This window comes from Natrinema marinum (genome assembly GCF_024296685.1).
Taxonomy (GTDB): domain Archaea; phylum Halobacteriota; class Halobacteria; order Halobacteriales; family Natrialbaceae; genus Natrinema; species Natrinema marinum.
Map to the genome: position 1 here is coordinate 1,432,378 of NZ_CP100763.1, position 24,807 is coordinate 1,457,184.

The following is a 24,807-nucleotide window of genomic DNA, read 5'->3' on the forward strand; positions in this document are numbered from 1 at the left end:
ATTACCGCAAGTGCTACTAAAACTTCCGTCTGAAACGGTCCCGCGTCACGAATCCGGTCGAACGACCTACTCCCGAAGGACCGACACGTCGAACACCGGCTTGCAGGTCCCGCCAGCGAGGAAGGTCTCGAACGCGTCGTCGGCCTCGAGCAGACTGAACCGGTCGTCGAGGAAGGTCGCGTGATCCACGTCGCCCGAGTCGATCAACCGCAGCGAGCGCTCGAAGTCCTCGTACATCGAGGCGTACGAACACTGGAGGTCGATCTCCGCGCGCACGAGCGGCGAGTAGGGCATCGTCGTCTCGCCGGTCTGGCCGACGAGGACGATCTGGCCCCCCTTCCGAACTTCGTCGACCGCCATCGTCAGCCCGGAGGGATGGCCGGTCGTATCGAAGACCACGTCGTAGCCCACGCCGTCGGTCAGTTCGTCGCGACGCGCCTCGAGGTCGTCGCCCGCGACGTTGATCGTCGGGAAGCCGAGCTCCTCGGCGAGCGGCAGCCGGTAGTCGGCGTCTTGGCCGACGCCGGCGACGACGACCTCGCCGCCCTGTGCTCGCGCGATCTGGGCCGTCAGCTGGCCGATGGGACCGGGGCCGGCGACCATGACGCGGTCGCCGGGTTTCACGCGCGAGTTCTGGATGACCGCTCGAGCGCCGATGCTCGTCGGTTCGACGAGCGCGGCGTGTTTCGGATCCATGCCCTCGGGGACGGGGTGAAGCGCTGTCTCTGGGACGGCGACGTACCCCTCGTACGCGCCGTCGTGGTCGACGCCGGTGATCACGGCGTTCTGGCAGACGTTCTCCTGGCCCATCTCGCACTGGTAGCAGTCACCACAGCCCCGAATGGGACGCTCGACGACCCGATCGCCGACCGAGAACTTCGATACGTCGTCGCCGGTCTCGACGATGCGACCGGTGTACTCGTGGCCGATGACGGTCGGTAACTCCATCCGCTCGAACGCCGACTCGAATTCGTAGATCCCCGCGTCGCTCCCGCATAGCCCCGCGTAGTCGACTTCGATCAGCGCCTCGTCCGGTCCGGGTTCGGGGCGCTCGAGGTCGACGAGTTCCATGGCTCCGTGGCTTCGACTGGTCTTGGCTAGTCCGCGCATGCTTCCGGGTCGTTCGCGGGCAGTTATAATTCTGTGGGGTTTCCGAGTCCGGGACGCCTCGGGACGGTAAACGTAATAGGGACGGACAGTTACGGTAGCCGTATGGTCGACTACGAACACAGTCCAGTGACCGTCAGCGACAAGCGGGCCGTCGTCGTCGGCGGCACCAGCGGTATCGGACAGGCGATCGCCCTCGGCTTCGCCGAAGAGGGAGCAGACGTTATCGCGACGAGTAGAGACGAAACGAAAGTCGACGAGACCGCGGCCGCGATCGAGGAGCGGGGCGTCGAGACGGCGCGGGTCACCTGCGACGTGACCGACCCCGAATCGCTCGAGCGCGTTCGCGAGACGGCCGTCGACGAGTTCGGCGGTATCGATATCGTCGTCGCATCTCAGGGGGCGATCTCTCGAGCGACGGTGCAGGACATCGCCGACGAGGAGTGGGACTTCGTCACCGACGTTGCGCTCGACGGCGTCCGTCGCGTCACCCAGACGTTCGCCCCCGCGATGGACGAGGGCGGTTCGATCGTCAACATCTCCTCGCTGTCGGCTCGGCTCTCGATGGCGAACCTACCGGCGTACACCGCGGCCAAAGGCGGCGTCGAAGCGTTCACGCGTGCGTCCGCGAAGGAACTTGCTCCCGATGTCCGGGTCAACGCGATCGCACCCGGATTCGTCATCACGCCGCAGAACGCCGAGACCTACGCCGAGGGAACGGAGAAGCGAACGCGCATCGACGATCGCACCCCGCTCGGCCGCGTCGCCGAGCGCGAGGAGATCGTCGGCGCGGCGATCTACCTCGGCAGCGACGCCGCCTCATTCGTCACCGGCGAGATCGTCACGGTCGACGGCGGCTTCGCGGACAGCGCGTTCTGACCGGACCAACGTTTTTGTAGCCGCCGCGCCGACGTTCGAGTTGACCCATGCGAGAGATAGCGACACGGACGTTAGCGCCCGGAATCCACCGGATTGAGACCGTCATCGACGACAAACTGCACGGCTACCACGTCCTCGAGGGGGCCGACGGCCCGATCGTCGTCGACCCCGGCGTCGTCGACGCGCCGACGACGGTCTATCGGCCGTTTCTCGAGGAGCGCGGCTGGTCGCTTGCGGACGTTTCGCTCGCCGTCATCACCCACGCGGATGCCGACCACCACGGCGGCAACCACGAACTTCGCGAGCACGCCCCGTCGGTCACGTTGGCGGCCCACGACGCCGACGCGGACCTGATGGAGCGCACCGATCGGATTATGGACGAGCGCTACGCGATGTTCGCCGACGAGCACGGTATCACGTACGACGACGACACGACCGACTGGCTCGAAGGGATGATGGGACCCGGCGAACGGATCGACCTCCGGCTTCGAGGCGGAGAGCGACTGGCGCTCGCGGATCGGGAACTCCGGCTCTTCCACACGCCCGGACACACGCGCGGTCACCTGGCGCTGTACGACCCGACTCACGACGTCGTGATCGGCGGGGATGGGGTCTTCGGTCGCGGCGTGTTCACCGTCGACGGCGACTACATTCAGCCGCCGCCGTACTACCGGTATCCCGAGTACGAGGACACGATCGAACTGCTCCGAACCCTCGAGCCCGACGCGCTGTCGCTGACCCACTACGAGGTCTTCGAGGGCGACGGCGTCGAGGACTTCCTCGACGAATCGCTGGCGTTCGCGTCCGAACTCGACGCGCTGGCGCTCGAGCTCGTCGACAAGCGTGGGCCGATCACGCTGCGGGAGGCCATCGATGCCGTCGTCGAGCGACGCGGCAGCTACGGACTCGACGTCGACCTCGCGTACTCGCTCTCCGGCCACTTCGACGCCCACGTCGAGCACGGGACCCTCGAGCGAACGACGGCGGACGGCGTCGTCGCGTGGCGTCGGTCGTGAGACGGTCGTTCGTCATTGCTGAACGAAGATTCGTGAGGTCAGCTAGCGAGGTGCCCCCACCTGGCGGTCAGGAATAGGTCATGTTCAACTCGATCACGTTCGCGGCGCTCTCGAGCAGTTCGGGGAGTTCGGACTCGAACCGGTCGCCCTTCATGCGACTCGTCGGCCCGGCGACGCTGAGCGCACCGATCGGTCGACCGTCGCGATCCAGGATCGGAACGGCGACACAGCAGAGCCCGCCGATGCGTTCCTCGCGATCGAACGCCACGCCGCGGTCCCGAATCGTCTCGAACTCGGCTTTGAGGTCGTCGCGATCGGTGATCGAGTGCTCCGTGTCGGCCGCCATCCCGTGCTCGTCGATGATCTCGTCGACGCGGTCTTCCGGTAAATGCGCCAGAATCGCCTTTCCGAGTCCGGTGTTGTGAAGCGACACGCGGTGCCCGGTGCTCGCCGCGACGTTGACGGCTTGATCGCCCCGTACTCGGCAGACGTAAACCCCCTGGCCGTGTTCTTCGACCAGTAGATTCACCAGTTCGCCGGTTTCGTCCGCGATCGACTCCATTTCGGGACGCGCCGTCTCGTAGAGATCGTTGCGCTGTCTCACGTATCGACCGAGATCGAGAAACCGGAGTCCGAGATAGTACGTCCCGTCTTCCTTGACGACGTACTCCTCCTGCTCGAGCGTACTGAGATAGTTGTAGACGCTGCTTTTCGGCAACTCGAGTTCGTTCGACAACTCCGTGACGCCCGCTCCGTCGAGCCGACGCAACGTCTGGAGAATGTCGAACGTCGTGACGACCGATTTGACGGGATTGTTCGCTCGTTTGCCCATACACTGCCTAGTCAGTGTTTAGTATAAATATCTGTGTGTTCACCAATCACGAACGGTTCGGTCGATATGTGGATAGCGCGTTCGGGTCGGTGATCGTCGATCGGCGACTGCTATCCGGCGAATCGGTGCGTGATTCGTTGTCAAGCACCAAGTTCGAGTCGCCACTCCGTTCACCAATGCCGAACCCACATTCGCTATCGTGATTGCTCACCACTCTCACGGTAATTGCCGGCGACATTGCCCTCATCACGAGCGATACGCGTCTCCAGCGGTACCGTCGATATCGCAATCGCTCGAATCGGCCGTCTCGAGGCGCGCTCAGGCGATCACCGCGATGGCGACCGAATTCGATGCGTTCGCCATTACATAACAGTCGGTCCGTCGAACGGGCGAGTGTCCGCTGCCGGCTCGTCCCGGGGCCATACAGCCGTCGTTCACTCGGTAATGATGGGTGACCGATCGGAACGCGACGACAAGTACGGAGGCCGCACGCAACCAGAATTACAAGCATATGTCTGTCAACCATGGAGTCGTGAGACCGAGAGACACGCGCCGATTTGCGTGCTGGCGCTCGGACGAGCCGGTAACTCCAAGCTTGAGCAGTAGACCCGAACGCGGACGAAGGTGAATTGCACTACGATGGTACAAACATATACTTGTCATATAATTATTTTAGATACGATAGTCGAGGCTCGAGCCAAAGCAAATCCCGTTGCCCGAACGTAGTGATATAATCGAGGGTAGAGTTATACACTTACCTCGCTATAGTGGTCATTTAGTGCATTCCCTATACAATACACCAGTAACTGAAACTATTTTCAGTTAGTCTGTAGTGCGAGACAATGATCCCTACCCCCTGCATCATATATTCATATGTTGTCACTATTCAAAAGCAGTCCTTTTTGTTTCATATGTGCCAGCCGAAGCCGGCTACGGTCATCACGGTCTGTGAACCATGGGGAGGGAACGCACTCGAGAACGCGAACGGTGAGTTGAAGTCCGCATGGGAAAAACCGGGACGCAGTATGGACGAACGGCGCGGCCGGCGGGAACGATGAGCGGACCGGCAACGACGGACGCTCGGTCGTACACGTCCGGCGAGATCCGAACGATCGCGCTCGCGATCATCTCTGGGATTTTCTTCGGCGGCGTCGCGACGGGCGTCGCCTTTCCGACGCTCCCGCTGTTAGACGAGCGGCTGGTGATCAGCGCATTGATGCTGAGCGTGATCCTCTCGGCGAATCGGATCGCTCGGTTAGTGATGAATACGCCCGCGGGGACGATCATCGACCGCGTCGGTGCGCGCAAACCGATGATCTTCGGGCTGTTCACGCAGGCGCTTGCTCCGTTCGGTTACGTCCTCGGGCTGAACGCGCCGCCGACCATCCTCGGTTCGTTCCCCGTCTTCGGCGAGGTGTCGCTGCCGGGGATCGTCTTCGTCTGCTCGCGACTGTTCTGGGGCGTCGGTAGCGCGTTCGTCTTCATCGGCGCGTTCGCGACGATCACCTCCGTCACCACCGCTGCCAATCGGGGCCGGTGGATCGGCTACATGCGCGGCGGCCAGTCGCTCGGCTTCCCGACCGGACTCGTTCTCGGCGGTCTCCTGACCGATCTCGCCGATATGCAGACCGCCTTTCTCGTCGCCGGCGCGCTCGCGTTGATCGCCGGGACGATCGCGACGCTCGTCCTCCCGGACGTCCACGGCGGTGCCGAAACCCGATCGGCGAGCGTCCGCCAACTGCCGTCGCTGCTCGCGGGTCGCCCCACCGTCCTCGTGATCGGCTTCGGAAACTTTACCGTCCAGTTTCTCTGGGGCGGCATCCTCCTCTCGACGCTCGCCCGCTACGCGAGCGACCACGGCCTCGAGCTCGCGCTTCTCGGCGCGGCGGGCGTCAGCGGCGTCGTCATGGCACTGGGCGTGCTCATGTCGGGCGCGACGACGCTCGCGACCAGTCGAATCTCGGATCGGATGGACGACCGGACGCTGCTGACGGTGCCCGCGTTTCTGGCGATAGGGGCGGGCTTCTTCCTCATCGCAACCGTACCGACGATCGAAGCGTTGCTCGTCGCGATCGCGCTCGCCGGCGGCGGCGTGGGCGTCGCCGCGCCCGCGCTGATGGCGATTCTGGGCGATCTCACGCCCGGCGACGAGCTCGGTCGAATGGGCGGCGTCTACAACGTAATGGGCGACATCGGACTCAGTCTCGGCCCGCTGGTCGCGATTCCGGCCGTCGACAGCGGCCTCGGCTACCAGTGGACCTACGTCGGCTGTGCCGCCCTCGTCGCGAGCTGTCTGGCGGCCGTCTCGCTCCCCTTGCTCCGAAACCCAGCCGTCTCGACGACCGCCGTCGAAGCCGACTGACCGCGATCGGTCGGTACGTCAACCTTTATCACCCGCGGTGTTCGACTCGAGACCGTGTCACGGACGAACCGATCGGCGGCGGCCGGAGACGGCTCCCAGCCACCGATCCATCGCCTCGAGTGTTCGGTCGACTGGCCGCCCGGCCACGCCGCGTCGTATCTCCTGCCCGGCGACGAGCGCGTGCTCGTCGACGCGGGTGCGATCGGCGACGAGGCCGAACGCGAACTTCGCAACGACCTGGCGGCCGTCGACTGCGAGCCGAGCGATATCGACCACCTGCTGGTGACCCACGCCCACTCGGACCACGTCGGGCAGGTGCGGACAATCCGCGAAGCCGGCGACGTCACGGTCTACGCGCCGGAGCTGATCAAGCAGCGCTGGGATCGCAGCCTCGAGGCGGTCCGCGACGCGACGCGGGCGAACCTGCGCGAGGCCGGCGTCGCACCTGACCGGCTCGAGCCGTCGGTCGACCGCCTCGTCGAGGCCCATCGCTCCGTTCGGGAGGCACTGCCGCTCGAGGCGGTCGATGTCTGGATCGAACGAGGAGACCGGCTCGCGATCGGCGACTTCGAGATCGAACCGATATACGCGCCCGGCCACCACGTCACCCACTTCTGCTACGGGACGACCGTCGCCGACGAGCGTGTCCTCCTCTCGGGCGACGTGGCGATCGATCCGTTCCGCGCGGCGGCGATCCACGTGAACTTCGACGACGGCGTCACCGAGAGCATCGACGCCTTCCGCGACGCCCTCGAGCGCCTGCAGGAGTACTCGTTCGACCGTGTCTATCCCGGTCACGGCCCGGTCCACGATCGATTCGACGCAGCCGTCGAGCGATCGCTCGCCGACCTCGAAGAGCGGATTCGACGCAGTTTCGAGGCGCTCGAGCCGACCGGGAGCACCCCCGTCGATGTTGCGGACGCAGAGACCGACGACCCGTACGAGCGGGCGCGAGTGCTCCCCGAAATCGTCGGCTCGCTCGCCCACCTCGAGAAACGAGGGCGCGATCGCTCGGACCTCGTGGACGACGTGCGAGTCTACGAACGGGTCGACAACGGCGACAACGTCTGACCCCCGGTCGGTTATAATACTTCTGAGCACTTCGAGATACACTACGATATCTGGTATGTGATGAGACACGTTCGCAGCCGGCTCGGCCGGTAATCCGACGACGACCAGAGCAGCGGCTGTCCGGCACAGATCGGCCCTCAAATACGTTCTACGTGCCTCGTTCGTTGGCGTCGGTCTCGGCACGGCATTCGAACTAGCGACGAACGTGATCGGGAGAGATCCGCTGCTTCTCACGACTACCGCGCGTCTTAGCGGTGATTTCAGCCCTTGACCCAGATCGTATTGGGAAACAGTTCTCCGATCCTCGATCGCTATCGTCTCCGGCCGCCGATATATTTCACTACTAGTGGTGAAATTCGACATATCTGGTGGTCATACATTCCGATCCCGAGAACCGAGCGTCGATCGAGGACCGACTCGCGTCGTCCAGTCGTTCACGGTAGCTGATGTTCTGCCGACTCGATACATCGTCCGTCCGTTTCCGGCTCCGATCGCGTATTCCGAGCGAGAAGGAGGCAGGGGCCACAGTACGGAATTCGAGACGAACACAACACGATACAACTCACAGATAGTTTCTGATACGTCGTGAGCGGACCGCCTACACTTTTATACTCGCTGACCCTACCGTGGGAATATGCGAGCAGCCGTAGTCGAAGAACATGGGGAACCGCTGGCGGTCAAAGACGTCGACTATCCGGAACCGGGTGCCGATCAGGTCATCGTCGAGACCGAAGCGTGTGGCATCTGTCGCAGCGACTGGCACGCCTGGCAGGGCGACTGGAGCTGGATCGGCGCGGGCGTTCCCGAGGGCCAGATCCTCGGTCACGAGCCTGCCGGCATCGTCTCGGCGGTGGGAAGCGACGTCGAGACGCTCGAGGAGGGCGACCGCGTCGCGGTCCCCTTCCACCTCGGCGACGGCACCTGTCCCCACTGCCGTGAGGGGCGGGCGAACAACTGCGAGACGGTGCTCCCGCTGGGCCTCTCCGAGTTCGCGCAGGGTGCGTTCGCCGAGGCGTTCCCCGTTCGCGAAGCGGACTTCAACTGCGTCAAGCTGCCCGACGATGTCGGGTTCACCGAGATGGCCGGTCTGGGCTGCCGGTTCATGACGGCGTATCACGCGTTAGCCGACCGCGCCAATCTCCGACCCGGCGACTGGGTCGCCGTCCACGGCTGTGGCGGCGTCGGCCTCTCGGCGATCCACATCGCGGATGCGCTGGGCGCCCACCCGATCGCGATCGACCTCGTCGACGACAAACTCGAGCGCGCGAAGGAACTCGGCGCCCGCGAAACGGTCAACGTGACCGAGGTCGACAGCTCGGCTCAAGCGGTCCAGGCCATCACCGACGGCGGTGCCGACGTCTCCATCGACGCGCTGGGTGTCGCCGACACCTGTAAGAACTCGGTCAACAGCCTGGGTACGCGGGGCAGCCACGTGCAGGTCGGCCTGACGACCGGCGAGGAAGAGGGCCAGATCGAACTCCCCGTCGACATCATGACGATGCAGGAGATCGACTTCCACGGCTCCTTTGGCATGCCGCTGGTCCGCTACGAGGAACTGTTCAACCTGATCGCACAGGGCACCTTAGAGCCCGATAAGATCATCGGCGAGACGCTCTCGCTCGAGGAGGCACCCGAGATGCTGGCCTCCATGGACGACTACGAGACGGTCGGCATCCCCGTCATCACCGAGTTCTGAACGCGGACGATCGAGCGAATCTTCCACAAATCTGCGTTTTCGTTCCGGATCGTTGGCTCGAACGTGTCACTCGGTCGGTAGTATCTCACAGCGCGTCCACTGCTTTCACCAGAGAGTCCAGTACCTGTCACACCGATCAACGTAACCGAAACGCTCGGTCATCGCTTCACGGCGTCCGGCCGAACACGGAACGTAAATATGATTTCCTCGCTAACTGCTATCTATGGCCAAGGAGCCGACGCCGGACGATATCGACTGGGAGTTCAAGGAGCGTGATATCAAGATCCTTCGTGAACTTGCAGCCAATCCACAGATCTCGAGCCGGGATCTGGCGGACCTCCTCGATGAGAAATACGACATCGACATCTCGAACGTCACGGTGAGCGAAACGATCCGCAAGATGCGTGAGTCGCGAATCTTCCACGAGGCCATCCTTCCCAACGAGGAGTTCTACAACTTCGCGCTGTTCGAGTTCAAATTCTTCCCGTGGGGATTCAGCGACAACTGGAAGGAGGCGATGGAGTACATCATCGAGGACGAACACACCATGATGTACTTCATCTCGAACGGGGAGTACCAGTGGAAGACGATTATGATGTTTCGGACGCGCGAGGCGGAATCGAAGTGGATTCACGACTTCTATCGGGAGTACGGCGACGTCGTCCTGAACGTTCGCAACCACGTCGCCCATAACATGTTGAAATTCAGAACCGACCCGGAAATTTTCGAGCTACTCGACGAGCCGTAAGCCCCTCAGTTGGTGTCGCCGGCCAGCCACCGCTGGATCGCGAAGCCGACAACCGGGACGACCATCGTGATCACGAGCACGAGCGTCGCGAGCACGTTCACCTTCGGCGTGATCGTCGTCCGCACCATCGAGTAGATGACGACCGGAACCGTGGTCGTCTCCCGCTGTACCCAGAACTGTGAGGCGGTGAACTCTCCGAAGGAGATGACAAACGAGAGCACCATCGCTGTCACGATCGCCGGCGCGATCTGTGGCAGCGTGATCTCCCGGAAGGTCACCACTCGATCGGCGCCGAGGGTCATCGCCGCGTCCTCGAGCGTTTCGTCGAAGAGGTAGAGGCGACTGCGGACGATCAGGAACGCGTAGGGCAACGCGAGCAGGGTGTGCATGACGATCAGCCACCAGATGTTCCGGTCCAGACCGATCTCGGTGAAGAAGCTCGTCGCCGCGACGCCGACGATCACCGGCGGGACGATCATCGGTGTCAGGAGCGCGATCGAGAGCGCCTTCTTCGCGGGAAACGGCTTTCGCACGAATCCCATGGCGGTGAGCGTCCCGATAGCGCCGGCGAGTATCGCGGCGGCGATACCGACTTGCGTGCTCACCCAGACGGCGCTGAGGAACATCTCGTCGCTGAAGAACGCGACGTACCAGTCGAGGGTCAGTCCGCTCGGCGGGAAGGTCGCGATCCGCTGTGCGCTAAAGGAGTTGACGACGACCACGACGAGCGGCAGGATCATGCTCAGGTAGACCAGCGCGGAGACGAGCCTGATTCCGTGCCAGTTCCAGTTCGTCCTGACGTCGGCTGCGTAGTCTCGAACGCTCATATCTGGGTCCCCTCGAGCGCTTCTTCGATGTCTGCCTTTCGACTGAACAGGTAGAGTATCGCGACGATCAGCGCCACGTAGACGAGCGAGAGTGTCGCCGCGAACGGCCAGTTGAAGTCCTGGCTGAACACGGTCTCGATGACGGGAGCGATCAGTCGGTCGCTGGTCCCGCCGAGCAGTTGCGGTGCCAGGAAGGACCCCGCCGAGAGGATGAACGTGAACAGGATTCCGGAGACGACGCCGGGCCAGGAGAGGGGGAGCGTCACCTCCCAGAACGCCCGGGCGTCGCTCGCACCCAGCGTCTTCGCCGCCTGGATGATCTCCTCGTCGATCGTGCTGACGATCGAGTACACGGGCAACACCATGAACGGCATGATGCTCACGGACAGTCCGAGCATCATCCCGCGGGTCGAGTAGAGTATCTCGACCGGTTGCCCGATGATGCCGACCCACAGCAGGAAGTCGTTGACGATTCCCTGCCGGCCCAGGATCGGGATCCACGCGTACGTGCGGATCACGAGCGGGACCCAAAACTGGACGACGACCAGTCCCAGCAGGACCGGCGTCCAGCGGCTCTTCGACCGTCCCAGGAAGTACCCGAGCGTGTAGCCGAAGGGTAAGACGATCAGCGTCGTCACGACGCCGACCACCAGCGATCGAACGATCACCTGGTGGTAGACGGAGCCGTTGACGAACCGTCGGTAGTTCTCGAGCGTCGGTTCGTAGATGATGGTACCGAACTCGCCGGAGCGGAAGAAACTGAACGCGACGATGACCGTCAGCGGGAGAAACAGAAACAGTAGTACCCACAGCAGGCCAGATCCCGGCGAGAGCACGTAGCCGACCCGCTCGCTCTCCATCAGCCGCTGTCGGATCGATTCGATTCGGTTGGGTGTCTCTGTCGTCGTCGATGCGGTTTCGCTGCTCATTTGGTCACCTCAGATGAACTTCTCATGATCGGGATGGGGGGTTCGCGAGAGCACTTCGCTGCCGCGTTCGGTTACGAGTACCATGTCTTCGAAACGGACACCGGCCACGCCGCGTCGGAACAGGCCCGGCTCGATCATGACGATCATGTTCTCCTCGAGCGTGACATCGCCGGTCGGGCCCACGTATGGGGGTTCGTGGGCGACGACGCCGATGCCGTGGCCGATGATGCCATCGGTCAGCCACTCCTCGTAGCCGAACTCGACGAAGACGTCGCGTGCGGCATCGTACACTTCGCGGCCGGTTGCGCCGGGTTCGATGGCGTCGATCGCCGCCTCGTGGGCCGCGAACGTCGCCTGGTACATCGATCGCTGTTCGTCGGAGGGCGTACCGGGGAACGCCATTCGGGCCAGTTCGCTGTAGTAGCCCTTCCACATCGGGCCCTCGTCGAGTTGGACGAACTCGCCCCGCCGGATGCGCTTTCTGGAGGGATACTCCTGACAGCGCGACCAGCGGACGCCGGAGCTGACGATCGCCGGGAGGGCGTAGGCGCCGGCCGCGCCGGCCGAGAGCATGGCGTCCATGATCGCGCCGGAGACCTCGCACTCGCGGACGCCGACGTCGACCGCCTCGATGCCGGCCTCGATCGCGAGTTCGGCGACCGAGAGCCCCTCCTCGATGAGCGCGATCTCCGCGTCCGTCTTGATCGCCCGCGCCTCGAAGAGCAACTCGCCCGCGTCACGCAGGTCACAACGCGGCAGCGCCCCCTCGAGTTTCCGGGCGAACCGGTACTCCATGTGCGGATCGAGAGCGACGACACCGTCCGCGACGCCGCGCTCCTCGAGCACCGACGCGAACGTCGACGCGGCCTCGTCGTCAGTCGTCGAGAACGGGACGACGTCCGCGAGCCAGTGGCGGTCGTCTAAGTCCGCGGCCAGTCGGGGAGCGGCGACGATCGTCGGCTCGCCCGTCCGCGTCACGACCGCACCGTGTTCGGCCGATAGCGAAAAGCTGTCGTAGGGGCCGTAGCCGGTGAGATATCGGAGGTTGTCGGATCGGTTGACGAGCAGAGCGTCGACGTCCGCATCGGCCATCCGCTCCTGTACAAGTTCGAGATTCTCTCGCGCGACCGGCTCGAGGACACGAAACAGTTCCTGGCGCTCGTAGTCCAGGTGGGCCGTATCGCCGTGCTGGCACCGTGTGCCGGTCATCGACCCTCCGCGGAAATCGCCGGTTGCTCCGAGCCGTCGGCCGAGGACTGCGACGTGGTGTAGATGACATCCGACGGATCGATGCTTACCCAAACCTCGTTGCCGGGCTCGAGCATGCTGGCGTTCGCGTGGTGGTTCACCTGTACCGTCGTCCCGAACGCGGGGACGGACACGAAGTAGACGGCTCCCTGTCCCTGGTAATCCACGCTCTCGATAGTTCCCCGGAAGGCGTTCTCGCCCGCGGGGCGATCCGTACTGAGCGACGCGAGTTCGGTCCGAACGAAGACCGCCACGTCGTCGCCGTCGTCGATCCCGTCGCGGGCCTCGACGGTCATCGTCGAGTCGCCGAACCGAACTACGGGGTCCGACTCCAGCCGGAGGGTACCGTCGATCCTGCTCGAGGTGCCGAGGAAGTCCGCGACGAACGGCGACGTCGGCCGTTCGTACGCCGTCTTCGGATCGTCGTACTGCTCTAGGGTGCCGTCGTTGAGCACCGCGATCCGATCGCCCATCGAGAGCGCCTCCGTCTGGTTGTGGGTGACGTAGATGGTCGTGATGCCGGTCTCGCGCTGGATGCGCTTGAGTTCGGTTCGCATCTCCCCCCGGAGCTTCTTGTCGAGGTTGGACAGCGGCTCGTCCATCAACACGAGGTCGGGATCGAACGCGAGCGCTCGAGCGACGGCGACTCGCTGTTGCTGTCCCCCGCTGCACTCGTGTGGATACTCGTCCTCGTAGCCCTCGAGGTTGATCATCGAGAGCATCTCGGAGACTTTCGCCTCGCGCTCGCGTTCGTCGGCGCCGCGCATCTTCAGTCCGAAGGCGATGTTCTCCGCGACGGTCTTGTGGGGAAAGAGCGCGTAGTCTTGGAAGACGACGCCGATATCGCGTTCGTACGGCGGGAGGTCCGTGAGATCGGCCCCCTGCAGTCGGATCGAGCCGGACGTCGGCGTCTGGAGACCGGCGACGTTGAGGAGCGTCGTCGTCTTCCCACAGCCGCTCGGACCGACGACCGTGACGAACTCTCCTTCCTCGACGGAAAACGAGATGCCGTCGACGGCGACGGTCTCGCCGAACTCCTTCCGCAAGTTGTCAATATCGAGAAATGCCATGTGATAGTTGTATGTATGTCGTTAGTCAGCGAGATAACTACGACGATTGGATGCGCTCCCACTCCTGGGACCACTCGTCGGAGTGATCCTCCTGGTAGCCGGGATCCATGAAGGTGAGCCGCTCACCGCCCGTCGGATCGTAGTCGCCGAGGTTTTCGATCACGTCGGAGGTCGCGCCGGTCGCCGGCGGGTAACCGAGCGCCTCAGCGAGCGGCACCAACACGTCTTCGGTGAGGAGGAAGTCGAAGAAGTCCATCGCGGTGCTGCGCTTGTCGTCGTCGATTCCGGACACCATCGCCCAGTTGTCGGACCAGCCGTACGCGCCCTCCTTCGGAATGACGTAGTCGAGGTGATCGTGGCCATCGTCGACGGCGGCCTTGATCCGGCCGCCCCACGCTTCGCCGACGTACGCCTCGTTTTGGGCGTACATTCGGACGTGTTCGTCGCCCGTCGACCAGTAACTCGAGATCAGTTCTTTCTGCTCGCGAACCGAATCCCAGATCTGCTGAATACCGTCCTCGTACGAGCTCTCGGCGCCGATATCGTTCGGGTCCATGCCGAGGTGCAGCGCGGTCGTGAAGACGCGCACGAAGTCGGTCCCCTGCATGGTGACGTTGCCGGCGTTCGCCTGGTCCCAGCACGCTTCCCACGAGTCGAGTTCACCCATCTCGTCGCGGTTGTACGCCATCCCGATGGTCCCGTACACCGTCGGAATACCGTGGACGTCGTCACCGGCGTCGTACACCGGATTCTTGAACGTCTCGGCGAGGCTATCGTAGTTGTCGAGGTCGTCCGTATTGATCGGCTCCCAGACGCCCTCGCTCGCGCCCATATACAGCGTGTTCGCGGAGGTGATCGTCACGTGGGCGTCGGACTGCCCGGACTGGATCTGATTGTATCCGTCGAACTGGTCGCTGATCTGGTTGACTGCGACGTCGACACCCTGTTCCTCTTCGAACGCCGAGAACACCTCGCTCTCGTACGAGTCGATGTAGTTTCCGCCGGTGACCTGCACGACGAACGGATCGCTCGAGCCGCCGCCGAGACACCCCGCCAGTCCGGCGATGCCGGCAGCACTGACGCCGCCGATCGATTGTAACACCCGCCGGCGGCTTCGATTGCTCTCTGCACGACTGCCGACGTTGGAAGTCGAATCAGTGTAGGATTTCCTCATTGTACGGGACTAGCATGGAACAACCACATAATAAAACTTGCTACCTGTTCGCCAGATATATGGAAATGACGATGTACCTGAGTGCCACTTTCTAAATCAGGATTCGAGAAATAGGGCGCAAGGCTTAACAACATTTGGGCCAATTGGTGGGCAATGGCACCGTACGATTTACCAGAACGTCAATCACTGGAGGTTGAACATGGAACCGCGTGAACGCGTCGAGGACGCCGCGGGCGAGCGCGTCGAGGCCGCCGTCGACGAACTCAGCGACGACCTCGTCGATTTCGCCGCCGAGCTCGTCCGGGTTCGAAGCGTTCTCACCGAAGAAGCGCCCGCCCAGGACCTCGTCCGAGAGCGCCTCGAGGCGCTCGACCTCGAGGTCGAAGCGATCCGCGCCGACGAGGTCCCCGACATCGAAGACCACGACGAGTACGTCGAACGCGACGCGTCCTACGAGGGGCGCCCGAACCTCTTTGCGACCCGCGAGGGAGCCGGCGACGGGTCGTCGCTGCTCTTCAACGGTCACGTCGACGTCGTCCCCGAGGGCGACCGCGACGCGTGGTCGTTCGACCCGTTCGCCGGAACCGTCGAGGACGGCCGACTCCTCGGCCGGGGCGCGTCGGACATGAAAGGCGGCGTCGCCGCGATGATTTACGCGCTCGAGGCGCTCGATCGCGCGGGGATCGAACTGCTTGGCGATCTGTCGTTCAACACCGTCATCGAGGAGGAGTACGGCGGCTCGGGCGGGACACTCGCGAGCGTCCTCGCGGGCGTCGACGCCGACGCGGACGCCGTCGTGATTCCGGAACCGACGGGCTTCGACTCGTGGATCGCGAACGACGGCGTCTCCTACTTCCGCGTGACCGTCGACGGAAAGAGCGCTCACGCGGCGGAGACCGACGCCGGCGTGAACGCGATCTCGAAGCTGTTGCCGATCTATCACGCACTCGAGGATCTCCACGACGAGCGCAAGACGACGGTCCACGACGAGCTCTTCGAGGAGTGGCACGAGCACACGGTTTCGCTGAACCTCGGCACGCTGCGCGGCGGCGACTGGGTCTCGAGCGTCCCCGACGAGGCAGTGCTCGAGGCGCGGATCTCCCACGCCCCCGAGGAGACGCGCGAGGAGCTCCGCGAGACGGTCGAACGAACGGTCGAACGGGCCGCCGACGGAGACTCGTGGCTCGCGGAGCACCCGCCCGAGATCGAGTGGTTCGGCTGGCGCGGCCGGTCCGCGAAGATCGACCCCGACGAACCGATCGTTCAGACCGTCGAAGCCGTCGCCGAAACGGCGCTGGACCGGGAGAGTCACGCCAAAGGGTTCCCCGGCGGGATCGACTCCCGGTTCTTCGTCAACGAAACCGGGACGCCTGCGGTCTGCTTCGGGCCGGGCGCGTACAACATCCACGGCACCGACGAGTACCTCCCCGTAGCGGAACTCGAGGAAATCACGCTCGCGCTCGCGTTGACCGCCATGTCGTGGTGTGGCTATAGGGTGACGCCGGATGAGCAGTGACGGCGGCTCGGAACCTCGCCGCTACGACGAACTCACGTGGCCCGAGATCGACGAGGCAGCCGAGGAGGGCGCAACGGTCGTCGTCCCCGTCGGCGCGACCGAAGACCACGGCCCGCACCTCCCGCTCGACGTCGACCGTCGGATCGTCGAGGCGGTCTGCGAACCGGCCGTCGCCGCGAGGGACGACGCGCTCCTGTTTCCGACGATCGATCACGGCTATCTCCCCCACCACATGGACTTTCCGGGCGGGATCACGATCGGCTGGCGCACGTTCGTCGACTACGTCGTCGACGTCTGCGTCTCGCTCGCCCACCACGGATTCGAGCGGATCCTGCTCGTGAACGGCCACGGCTCCAACCACCACCTCCTCGAGCTGGCCAGCCGGCAGGTGATGCTGCAGTACCCCGACGTCCACTGCGCGATGCTCTCGTGGTGGGAGATCGACGAGGTCCGCGACACCGCGAGCGCGGTTCGCGAAGCCGGCCCGCAGGGGTCGGCCCACGCGGGCGAGATGGAGACATCGATCTACATGCACCTGTTCCCCGAGCGCGTCGACATGGAGGCCGCCGCCCGCGACGCCGACTACCCCGAGAGCCGGCACTTCAACAATCTCGATCTCGCGGGTCAGACCCGTCCGGAGGACTCGACGCCGGTGACGATGCTGGGATGGTGGTCGACGATTTCGGAGACCGGCATCCTCGGCGACGCGACGGTCGCCAGCGCCGAGACCGGCGAACTCCTCCTCGAGGCCGCGATCGACGGCCTCGGCTCCGTGCTCGAGGAGTTCGCCGAGTACCCGATCCGGTCGATCGACGACCACCACGCACGGACCGTATCCAACCGCGAATACGACGCTTTCAGACCACGATGACACACGCCATAGACGCCACAGATACAGCCACTCGACTGGCCGAAGTCGGCGACGATGCGGCCGACCACGAGAAAGTCACGGACCTCGTCTCCGCGATCGAGGAGTACGTCACTGACGGCTCGAGCATCGCTTTCGGCGGGATGGGCGGCCGCGACCCGGAGGCGGCGGCCCGCGAGATCGTCCGCCAGGGAACGACGGGACTGACCGTCCTCGACGACGCCAGAACGACCCTGTTCGACATCATGGTCGGCGCCGGTTGCGTCGACGAGTACGTCGGCTCCTGGGTCGGAACGAGCCTCATCTCCCAGGGCCACAACGTTCGAAGCGCCGTCGAGAACGACGTTCCCCACCACCTCGAGATGCGCGACGTCTCGAACTTCGGCTCCTCGCTGATGTTTCTCGCGGGGGCGATGGACCTCCCGTTCGTACCGACGCGGTCGATGCTCGATACGGACATCCCGACGCACAACGACGACCTCGCGGTGATCGAGGATCCGCTCGGGTCGGGCGATCCGCTCGTGCTCGTTCCTCCGGCGCGACCCGACGTGGCGATCATCCACGTCCAGCGGTGCGATCCGATGGGCAACGCACAGATACTGGGCAACGTCGTCAACGATCACCTCAAGGCGCGGGCCGCCGAACACACGATCGTCACCTGTGAGGAACTCGTCCCGACCGAGGAGATCAGACGACGGCCCGAACTCACCCGCATCCCGTTCTACACGGTCGACGCGGTCGTCGAGGTCCCCTTCGGCTCGCACCCGTGGCACTGCTACGGGAAGTACTACGCCGACCTGCCCTTCTACCGGGAGTACGGCCTCCGGTCGCGAGACCGCGAGGAGTTCCTCGAGTGGCTCGACGAGTGGATCTGTCCACACGAGGAATACCTCGAGAAAGTGGGCGCCGATCGGTTGGCGACGCTCGAGCACATGGAGCAAACGATCAACGGTGCCGACTCCGCGGGGGAGACCGATGAGTGACCGATCGACGGCGGGCGAGACCGCTGACTTGCCCGCGGAGGAGACCGATGAGTGACCGATCGACGGCGGGCGAGACCGCTGACTTGCCCGCGGAGCCGACGACCCCGATCCGCGTCGATCGGCCGGCGGAGACGGCCGACGATTACACGACGACCGAACTGCTGGCCGTCGCCGCCGCGCGCCAGATCGACGACGGCGAGACCGCGTTCATCGGCGTCGGCATGTCGCTGATGTCGGGCATCCTCGCGAAGTACACGCACGCGCCGGACTGCCAGCTCGTGACCGAGTCGGGGTACATCGGCTCCGTCCCGCCGGGCGTGGTCCAGTCGATCTCCGACACCATCCTCGGGGTCGACGCGCTCGTCGCGACCGACCAGTGCGAGATCTTCGTCGACAACCAGCGCGGGGCCTTCGACGTCGGCATCATCGGCGCGGGCCAGATCGACAGCCGCGGCAACACGAACTCGACGGCCGTGATCGGCGACGCGACGTACGACCGACCGAAAGTGCGCCTGCCCGGCTCCGGCGGGAGCAACGACATCATGACCTCCTGTGGCCGGACCGTCGTCATGATGCGCCAACAGCGCCGCGCGTTCACCACCGAGGTCGACTACGTGACCGCGCCGGGCCACTTAGAGCACTCCGACCGGCGCGAGGAACTCGGCTTCGTCGGCGGCGGCCCGGCCGCCGTCGTCACCGACATGGCGGTGTTCGGCTTCGACGACGACGGCGAGATGGTCCTCGAGACGACCCATCCCGGCGTCAGCGTCGACGACGTTCGCGACGAAGTCCAGTGGGACCTCCGCGTCGCCGACGACGTCGAGACGACGCCGGAGCCGACGCGGGGCGAAGTCGCAATGTTGCGCGCCATCGACCCCGCCGACGTCGTCCTACGCGGCACCGACTACGTCTACGAAGTCGGCTTCGAGGAGTGGAGCGACACCGTCCTCGAGCACTGGGAGCAACTGCGAACGGTTCAGAACGACACTGACGATTCACGATGACGACACACGAGAAACCACACCGACAGACGAGAGCCGGCACCGACCTCGGCGGGATGTTCCCCCGCGCGTTCGCCGACGAGTACGTCACCATCGTCCGCGGCGACGGGCCGTGGGTCTGGGACGCGGACGGCAACCGCTACCTCGATGCCATCTCGGGGAACCAGAACGTCAACATCGGCCACGGCCGCGAGGAGGTAGCCGAGGCCGCGCGCGAACAGATCGACCGCCTCGAGTACGTCTCGAGCATGCTGTTTACGAACGAGCCCGCGATGGAGTACACCGAGAAGATCGCGGAGTTCACGCCCGAGGGCTTCGAGAAGACGTGGCTCGTCTCGAGCGGCTCGGAAGCGAACGAGAGCGCGATCAAGATGGCCCGCCAGTACCACTACGAGCGGGGCAACGAGGGCAAGTACAAGGTAATCTCGCGCCGCCGGAGCTACCACGGCAACACCGCCGGGGCGATGGCGGTCTCCGGCTTTCCGGCCCGAAAGACGAAGATGGAGCCGCTGTTCGCGAATTTCCCGAAAGCGCCGAGCGCCACGCCGTACCGCTGTGAGCGCTGCGACGGTGACGGCGGGCACGCCTGCGGCGTCGAGTGTGCGAACGACCTCGAGCGGCTCATTCAGGACGAGGGGCCGGAGACGGTGTCGGCGTTCATCACGGAGCCGGTCACGGGTGCCGCGAACGCCGGCGCGTCTCCCCACGACGGCTACTTCGAGCGGGTCCGCGAGATCTGCGACGAGTACGACGTGCTGTTCATCGTCGACGAGGTTATGGCCGGATTCGGACGGACCGGCGAGAACTTCGCGATCGAACACTGGGACGTCACGCCCGACATCATCACCGGCGCAAAGGGGATGAGCGGCGGCTACTCCCCGATCGGCGGCACGATGCCCCACCGCCGCGTTGCGGCGGTCTTCGAGGACGTCGAAGACGGGTTCCAGCACGGCCACACCTTCTGTTTCAACCCGGCCTCGGCCGCGATCGGCACGGCCGTCCTCGAGTACATGGATGACCACGACCTCGTGGACAACGCCCGCGAGGTCGGCGCACACCTCCGAGAACGCTGCGAGGAGTTCTACGAGTACGAGTTCGTCGGCGACGTCCGCGGGAAGGGACTGATGATCGGCGTGGAGTTCGTCGGCGACCGGGAGACGAAGGAGCCGCTGCCCGAAACCGGCGCGGAGTTCCAGTCGCTCCTGTTCGAGGCGGGGCTAGACAACGGGATCATCACCTATCCGGGTGGTGGCCACGTCGGCGGAGAGAACGGCGACTACACACTGATCACGCCGCCACTGACCATCGACGAGTCCCTCGCCGACGAGGTCGTCGACCGGATGCACGCGACGCTCGCGGACGTCGAATCGTCGCTCGAGCGGTGATCTCGGGAACGCGGTGATCTCGGCCCCATTCTCAAGACGGTGACCGCCATCTGACGACCGGTCACGTCGAAATTTCGATTGCTCGAGACTGAGGAGGAAGCGTATTCTCGCAGATTGTGCGAATCGGAGAAGGAGCCGCTACCCCGCCGGTTACGCCACGTCCTCGAGTGCGGAACGGAGCCCGTCGAGGCCGGTCTCGAGTTGCTCGCGCGAGATCGAAAGCGGCGGCTGGACGCGCATGACGTTCTTGTAGTAGCCGCCGACGCCCAACACGACGTTCGACTCCTCGCGGAGGTGGTCGCTGACGGCTGCCGCGAGCTCGCTGTCTGGTCGCGGCGCGACGTTCTGCGGTCCCGTCGCGTCCGGGTCGACGAGTTCGACGCCCCACATCAGGCCGAGGCCGCGCGTCTGGCCGACGACATCGTACTCGTCCTCGAGCGCGGCGAGTTCGCCCTCGAGCCACTCGCCCTGCTCGCGGGCGTTGTCGACGATGCCGTCCTGCAGTTCGTCGATGGTCGCCAGCGCGGCGGCGCAGGCGACGGGGTTGCCGCCGAACGTCGAGAGGTGATCGCCCGAGTCGAATGCGTCCGCGATCTCCGCGGGTGCGGTAAACGCGCCAAGCGGCAGCCCGTTCGCGATCCCCTTGGCCTGCGTCAGGATGTCGGGTTCGACGTCGAAGTGCTCGCTCGCGAACAGTTCGCCGGTGCGGCCGTAGCCGGTCTGGACCTCGTCGGCGATGAGCAGCGCGTCGTGGTCGTGGGCGATCTCCTGAACGCGCTCGAGCCAGCCCGCTGGCGGAACGACGATTCCGGCTTCGCCCATGACCGGTTCGACGACGACCGCGGCGAGGTCGCCGCTCGTGTGCGAGCCGATGACGCGCTCGAGGTCGTCGGCGCAACCGGCGTCGCACTGATCGCCGTCACAGCGCGGACAGCGGTAGCCATACGGCGGGGCGGTGTGGGCCACGTCGTTGAGGGTGGGTGCCATTCCCTGCTTGTAGGACTTGTTCCCCGTCAGGGCGAGACTACCGAGGGTGCGGCCGTGAAACCCCATCTCGAGGGCGATGACCTCCTTCGAGCCGGTGTACTTCCGCGCGAGTTTGACGGCGCCCTCGACCGCCTCGGTGCCGGAGTTACAGAAGAAGCTCTTCCGGAGGTCTCCCGGGGTCACGTCGGCGATCCGTTCGGCGAGGTCGGCGACCGGCTCGTTCGGATGGACGTACGAGCAGCCGTGGACGAACTCGTCGAGTTGCTCCTTCGCGGCGTCGACGACGGCCGCGTTCCCGTGGCCCACGTTCGTCACCGAGATTCCGGAGAACAGATCGAGGTACTCGGTACCGTCGAAATCCTCGAGCGTACAGCCCGACGCTCGCCGTACCGGCACGTCGAGTGACTTCCAGATCCCCATCACGTGATCGTCGTACGCCGATTCGACGGACGCGTTCGACGCGCGCCCGACGGCCGAATTAGGCTTCTGTTCAGACATATGGAGTACAGACGATTTTCCATCCTAATAAGCTATCGTATATTGTATCCAGTTCGGATACCGGCGACCGTGCCTCCGACAGGGCTGCCCCCACGGCCCGGACGACGACTCGTCTTCCGTCGCGTTTCGATCCGAATCCGACGCTCGAGCAGTCGGTGGGGCCGTGGTACGCGAGTTGTCCATCACGGGCTCGCTGTGACACACGAGCGAGCGGCGCGTCGGCTTCGAGCCGGCGCGCTACGGAGAACGGAACGGTCGGACGAGCTCACCGATGAAGACGGAGCCGGCGCACGGCTGTTCGGTGTCGCGTCGGAAACCCGGGCGGGCGGGAACCGCCCTGGGCGTGAGAGACATGAGCGTACTCGAAGCGGGGGCGAGTCCACGTCCGAGCGATCCGGGCACGAACGCACGCAATCGGCGTATGGGTTGGGCCAAGCGCGTACCCGGCGGGGTGTTTCCTCCCCGCAGGTCGGCTAATGCAAGAGCTGCCTATTGTTATGCAGCAGCTTGGTCGCCGGTAGCGACCCCGAACCGATCGCAGGCGGCGTATAACGCGCGGGTAGACACCCGCTACCGACGGTGCACGGCGCTCACCGCGCTCAGGCGAGCGTGCGGTCGACGTACTCGAGGATGTTTTCGGACTCCGCCATCGTCACGCCGTGGTCGTCGTCGACGAGGACCGGGACCGCCCGCTGGCCCGAGACGCGCTTGACCTGGTCGCGGCCCGAGTGCAGTGCCGGGACCTCCTCGCGCTCGTAGTCGATTCCTTCGGCGTCGAGCCGATCGGTGACGGTCTCGCAGTACGGACAGCCCTCGAGTACGTACACTGTGGGTTCAGTTGCCATGCCCATAGTTACCGACGCAGGCTGAAAGCGCTATGGGCATCGGACGATAGCGAACCGGAACGGCCGTCGGCGATGCTTGCTCCCGACACGTCCAGAGGGATGAGGCTGGCGCCCGTTGGAGCGGGTATGAGCGACGACGCTCCGTCACGCCCGACTCGGATCGGTATCGTCGGCCTGGGATACATCGGCACCACCGTCGGCGGGGAGTTCCACCGCCATCCTGACGCGACCGTTCGCGCGATCTGCGATCTCGATGCCGATCGGCGCGAGGCCGTGGGCCGTGACTTCGACGTTCCCCTAGACCGACAGTACGCCGACTACGCGACGATGCTCGAGGATTCGGCCATCGACGCGGTCCTCGTCGGCACGCCCCACACGCTCCACTACGAGCAGGTCCTCGCCGCTCTCGACCGGGACTGCGACGTCTACTGTGACAAACCGCTGACGACCGACTTAGAGCGGGCGCGGGATCTCGCGACGCGAGCCCGGCGAAGCGACCGGACCGTGATGGTCGGCTACCAGCGTCACCTCCAGACCGCGTTTCGGACGGCTCGCGAGCGGTTCGCCGGCCGGGAGGCGACCTGGCTGACCGCCACGATGACCCAGGACTGGATCGACGACTCGCGCGGGACGTGGCGGCTCGATCCCGAACTGTCTGGCGGCGGGTTCCTGTACGATACGGGTAGCCACGTCCTCGACGGCGTCTGCTGGACGACCGGCCTCGAGCCGGTCTCTGTCGCAGCGAGCATGGACTTTTACGACGAGGCGAGGCGGATCGACCGTCGCGCCCACCTCGACGTACAGTTCGAGAACGGCGCGACCGGGACGTTCTCCTTTCACGGCGACGCACCGTCGGTCCGCGAACACCTCCACCTGTGGGACGACGAGGGGGCGATCTACCTGGAGGGCACCCAGTGGGGCTCCCGCGACGTGGTCGAGATCGACTCCGAGGCCGGGGAGTACGCGCCGTACATCGACCCGCGACGCGAGCAGTCGCGCGCCGACGCCTTCCTCGAGAGTGTCCTCGAAGGAACGGAGCCGCCGGCGACGGTCGCGGACGCGCTGCGGGTAACGGCGCTGACTGAAGCAGCCTACGAGGCGGCGCGAACGGGCGATCGAATCGCGGTCGAGACGTGACTCGACGCCGGTTGATCGCGAACGGCCACCGACGCATCGGTGGCGCTCGAGCACCGGTCACGCGGTTTCGTTCCCGGTGGCTGGAGGCGATAATCGTCACGTTTCTCGGTTTACGCTGTCGGAAAAGACGTGTTTTCGCCGTTCGTCACGGGCTGCGAGCGGCCGCAGCCGAAACCGACGCCTTCCCCGGATTACAAGGGAATTACTCACGTGCTACACCGTTCGAACGGCCGGGAACGACGGGGAACGAATCGCGCGTCTCCCCCGACGACCGCCCGCCGGGTAAGAGTCGCATAGTCTCTCATCCCTTTCGGTTACAAGCCGGATAACTACGGTCGGTGCTGGCTATCGAACCGATATGATCACCTGCACCAACTGCGAGACCGCCCAGTTCCTGCAGATCACGCAGAGCCGTGTCTACTTCGAAGACGGGGAGATGATCAACGAGATCTCCGAGACCTACGAGTGCACGCTCTGTGGAGCGACCGGCAAGTACATCTACGACGACGACTCCGACGAGGAGAGCGTCACCGGCGAGGTCGAGCACACCACCGAACGCCCGAAATACGCCTGACCGTCGGCCCCCGTCAGGGGGCGCGATCGGCCGAGTTCTAACTCGGTCTCGAGC

At 64.8% G+C, this 24,807-nt stretch carries 22 protein-coding genes; 13 read left to right on the top strand and 9 right to left on the bottom strand.

Translation table 11 applies throughout. From position 1 onward, the window contains the following. Positions 1-66 precede the first annotated feature (66 nt). Positions 67-1,110, bottom strand: a complete 1,044-nt coding sequence (locus NKH51_RS07035; RefSeq protein ID WP_254764533.1) for a zinc-dependent alcohol dehydrogenase — start codon at positions 1,108-1,110, stop codon at positions 67-69. Between the two features lie 102 nt (positions 1,111-1,212). Between NKH51_RS07035 and NKH51_RS07040 the strand changes: the two genes are divergently transcribed. Both NKH51_RS07040 and NKH51_RS07045 read left to right on the top strand, forming a co-directional pair. After that, a complete protein-coding gene (locus tag NKH51_RS07040; RefSeq protein WP_254764534.1) occupies positions 1,213-1,986 on the top strand; it encodes an SDR family NAD(P)-dependent oxidoreductase in 774 nt (257 codons plus the stop codon). Positions 1,987-2,033: 47 nt separating this feature from the next. Further along, positions 2,034-3,002 carry an MBL fold metallo-hydrolase gene (locus NKH51_RS07045; protein ID WP_254764535.1) on the top strand — a complete coding sequence of 323 codons (969 nt, stop codon included), beginning with the start codon at positions 2,034-2,036 and terminating at the stop codon, positions 3,000-3,002. A gap of 67 nt (positions 3,003-3,069) precedes the next feature. Here NKH51_RS07045 and NKH51_RS07050 read toward each other — a convergent pair whose 3' ends face one another. Further along, positions 3,070-3,834: an IclR family transcriptional regulator gene (locus tag NKH51_RS07050; RefSeq protein WP_254764536.1), complete on the bottom strand. Its 765-nt coding sequence runs from the start codon at positions 3,832-3,834 to the stop codon at positions 3,070-3,072. A 1,054-nt stretch (positions 3,835-4,888) separates the two neighbouring features. Between NKH51_RS07050 and NKH51_RS07055 the strand changes: the two genes are divergently transcribed. The 4 genes from NKH51_RS07055 to NKH51_RS07070 all read left to right on the top strand — a co-directional run bounded on the left by NKH51_RS07055 (position 4,889) and on the right by NKH51_RS07070 (position 9,711). After that, a complete protein-coding gene (locus NKH51_RS07055) occupies positions 4,889-6,196 on the top strand; it encodes an MFS transporter (RefSeq protein WP_254764537.1) in 1,308 nt (435 codons plus the stop codon). A gap of 54 nt (positions 6,197-6,250) precedes the next feature. After that, on the top strand, positions 6,251-7,267 hold the full coding sequence (locus NKH51_RS07060; protein WP_254764538.1) for an MBL fold metallo-hydrolase: 1,017 nt from the start codon (positions 6,251-6,253) through the stop codon (positions 7,265-7,267). A gap of 634 nt (positions 7,268-7,901) precedes the next feature. Beyond that, a complete protein-coding gene (locus NKH51_RS07065; RefSeq protein ID WP_254764539.1) occupies positions 7,902-8,963 on the top strand; it encodes a zinc-dependent alcohol dehydrogenase family protein in 1,062 nt (353 codons plus the stop codon). 223 nt (positions 8,964-9,186) lie between these two features. Next, on the top strand, positions 9,187-9,711 hold the full coding sequence (locus NKH51_RS07070; RefSeq protein ID WP_254764540.1) for a winged helix-turn-helix domain-containing protein: 525 nt from the start codon (positions 9,187-9,189) through the stop codon (positions 9,709-9,711). 5 nt (positions 9,712-9,716) lie between these two features. Here NKH51_RS07070 and NKH51_RS07075 read toward each other — a convergent pair whose 3' ends face one another. From NKH51_RS07075 to NKH51_RS07095, 5 genes are read right to left on the bottom strand one after another with little or no spacing between them, the layout of a single operon-like run. Further along, positions 9,717-10,538 (bottom strand): ABC transporter permease, encoded by an 822-nt coding sequence (locus NKH51_RS07075; RefSeq protein ID WP_254764541.1) that lies wholly within the window; start codon positions 10,536-10,538, stop codon positions 9,717-9,719. Further along, positions 10,535-11,467 (bottom strand): ABC transporter permease, encoded by a 933-nt coding sequence (locus tag NKH51_RS07080; RefSeq protein WP_254764542.1) that lies wholly within the window; start codon positions 11,465-11,467, stop codon positions 10,535-10,537. The genes NKH51_RS07075 and NKH51_RS07080 overlap by 4 nt, the downstream gene beginning before the upstream one ends. Before the next feature lie 9 nt (positions 11,468-11,476). Next, positions 11,477-12,676, bottom strand: coding sequence for a M24 family metallopeptidase (locus NKH51_RS07085; RefSeq protein WP_254764543.1), 1,200 nt, complete (start codon positions 12,674-12,676; stop codon positions 11,477-11,479). Then, positions 12,673-13,785: an ABC transporter ATP-binding protein gene (locus tag NKH51_RS07090; protein WP_254764544.1), complete on the bottom strand. Its 1,113-nt coding sequence runs from the start codon at positions 13,783-13,785 to the stop codon at positions 12,673-12,675. The genes NKH51_RS07085 and NKH51_RS07090 overlap by 4 nt, the downstream gene beginning before the upstream one ends. 37 nt (positions 13,786-13,822) lie before the next feature. After that, complete coding sequence (locus tag NKH51_RS07095; RefSeq protein ID WP_254764545.1) at positions 13,823-14,959, bottom strand: ABC transporter substrate-binding protein; 1,137 nt, start codon at positions 14,957-14,959, stop codon at positions 13,823-13,825. A gap of 199 nt (positions 14,960-15,158) precedes the next feature. On the opposite strand from NKH51_RS07095, the gene NKH51_RS07100 reads away from it, so the two are divergent. From NKH51_RS07100 to NKH51_RS07120, 5 genes are read left to right on the top strand one after another with little or no spacing between them, the layout of a single operon-like run. After that, entirely contained in the window at positions 15,159-16,475 is a 1,317-nt protein-coding gene (locus NKH51_RS07100) for an ArgE/DapE family deacylase (protein ID WP_254764546.1), read from the top strand. Beyond that, positions 16,465-17,346, top strand: coding sequence for a creatininase family protein (locus NKH51_RS07105; RefSeq protein ID WP_254764547.1), 882 nt, complete (start codon positions 16,465-16,467; stop codon positions 17,344-17,346). The genes NKH51_RS07100 and NKH51_RS07105 overlap by 11 nt, the downstream gene beginning before the upstream one ends. Beyond that, entirely contained in the window at positions 17,343-18,326 is a 984-nt protein-coding gene (locus tag NKH51_RS07110; protein ID WP_254764548.1) for a CoA transferase subunit A, read from the top strand. The genes NKH51_RS07105 and NKH51_RS07110 overlap by 4 nt, the downstream gene beginning before the upstream one ends. Before the next feature lie 47 nt (positions 18,327-18,373). Beyond that, the gene (locus tag NKH51_RS07115; RefSeq protein WP_254764549.1) at positions 18,374-19,330 is read left to right on the top strand and encodes a CoA-transferase subunit beta; all 957 of its coding nucleotides are present in this window, start codon (positions 18,374-18,376) and stop codon (positions 19,328-19,330) included. After that, the gene (locus NKH51_RS07120) at positions 19,327-20,712 is read left to right on the top strand and encodes an aminotransferase family protein (protein WP_254764550.1); all 1,386 of its coding nucleotides are present in this window, start codon (positions 19,327-19,329) and stop codon (positions 20,710-20,712) included. Before NKH51_RS07115 ends, NKH51_RS07120 begins: the two co-directional genes overlap by 4 nt. 150 nt (positions 20,713-20,862) lie before the next feature. On the opposite strand, the gene NKH51_RS07125 is transcribed toward NKH51_RS07120, so the two are convergent. Together NKH51_RS07125 and NKH51_RS07130 are read right to left on the bottom strand one after the other, a co-directional pair. After that, positions 20,863-22,197: an aspartate aminotransferase family protein gene (locus NKH51_RS07125; RefSeq protein WP_254764551.1), complete on the bottom strand. Its 1,335-nt coding sequence runs from the start codon at positions 22,195-22,197 to the stop codon at positions 20,863-20,865. Positions 22,198-22,796: 599 nt separating this feature from the next. Then, positions 22,797-23,042, bottom strand: coding sequence for a glutaredoxin family protein (locus tag NKH51_RS07130; RefSeq protein ID WP_254764552.1), 246 nt, complete (start codon positions 23,040-23,042; stop codon positions 22,797-22,799). A 126-nt stretch (positions 23,043-23,168) separates the two neighbouring features. Here NKH51_RS07130 and NKH51_RS07135 point away from each other — a divergent pair, with 126 nt between their 5' ends. Then, complete coding sequence (locus NKH51_RS07135) at positions 23,169-24,179, top strand: Gfo/Idh/MocA family protein (protein ID WP_254764553.1); 1,011 nt, start codon at positions 23,169-23,171, stop codon at positions 24,177-24,179. A 358-nt stretch (positions 24,180-24,537) separates the two neighbouring features. Beyond that, entirely contained in the window at positions 24,538-24,753 is a 216-nt protein-coding gene (locus NKH51_RS07140) for a hypothetical protein (protein ID WP_254764554.1), read from the top strand. Positions 24,754-24,807 lie beyond the last annotated feature (54 nt).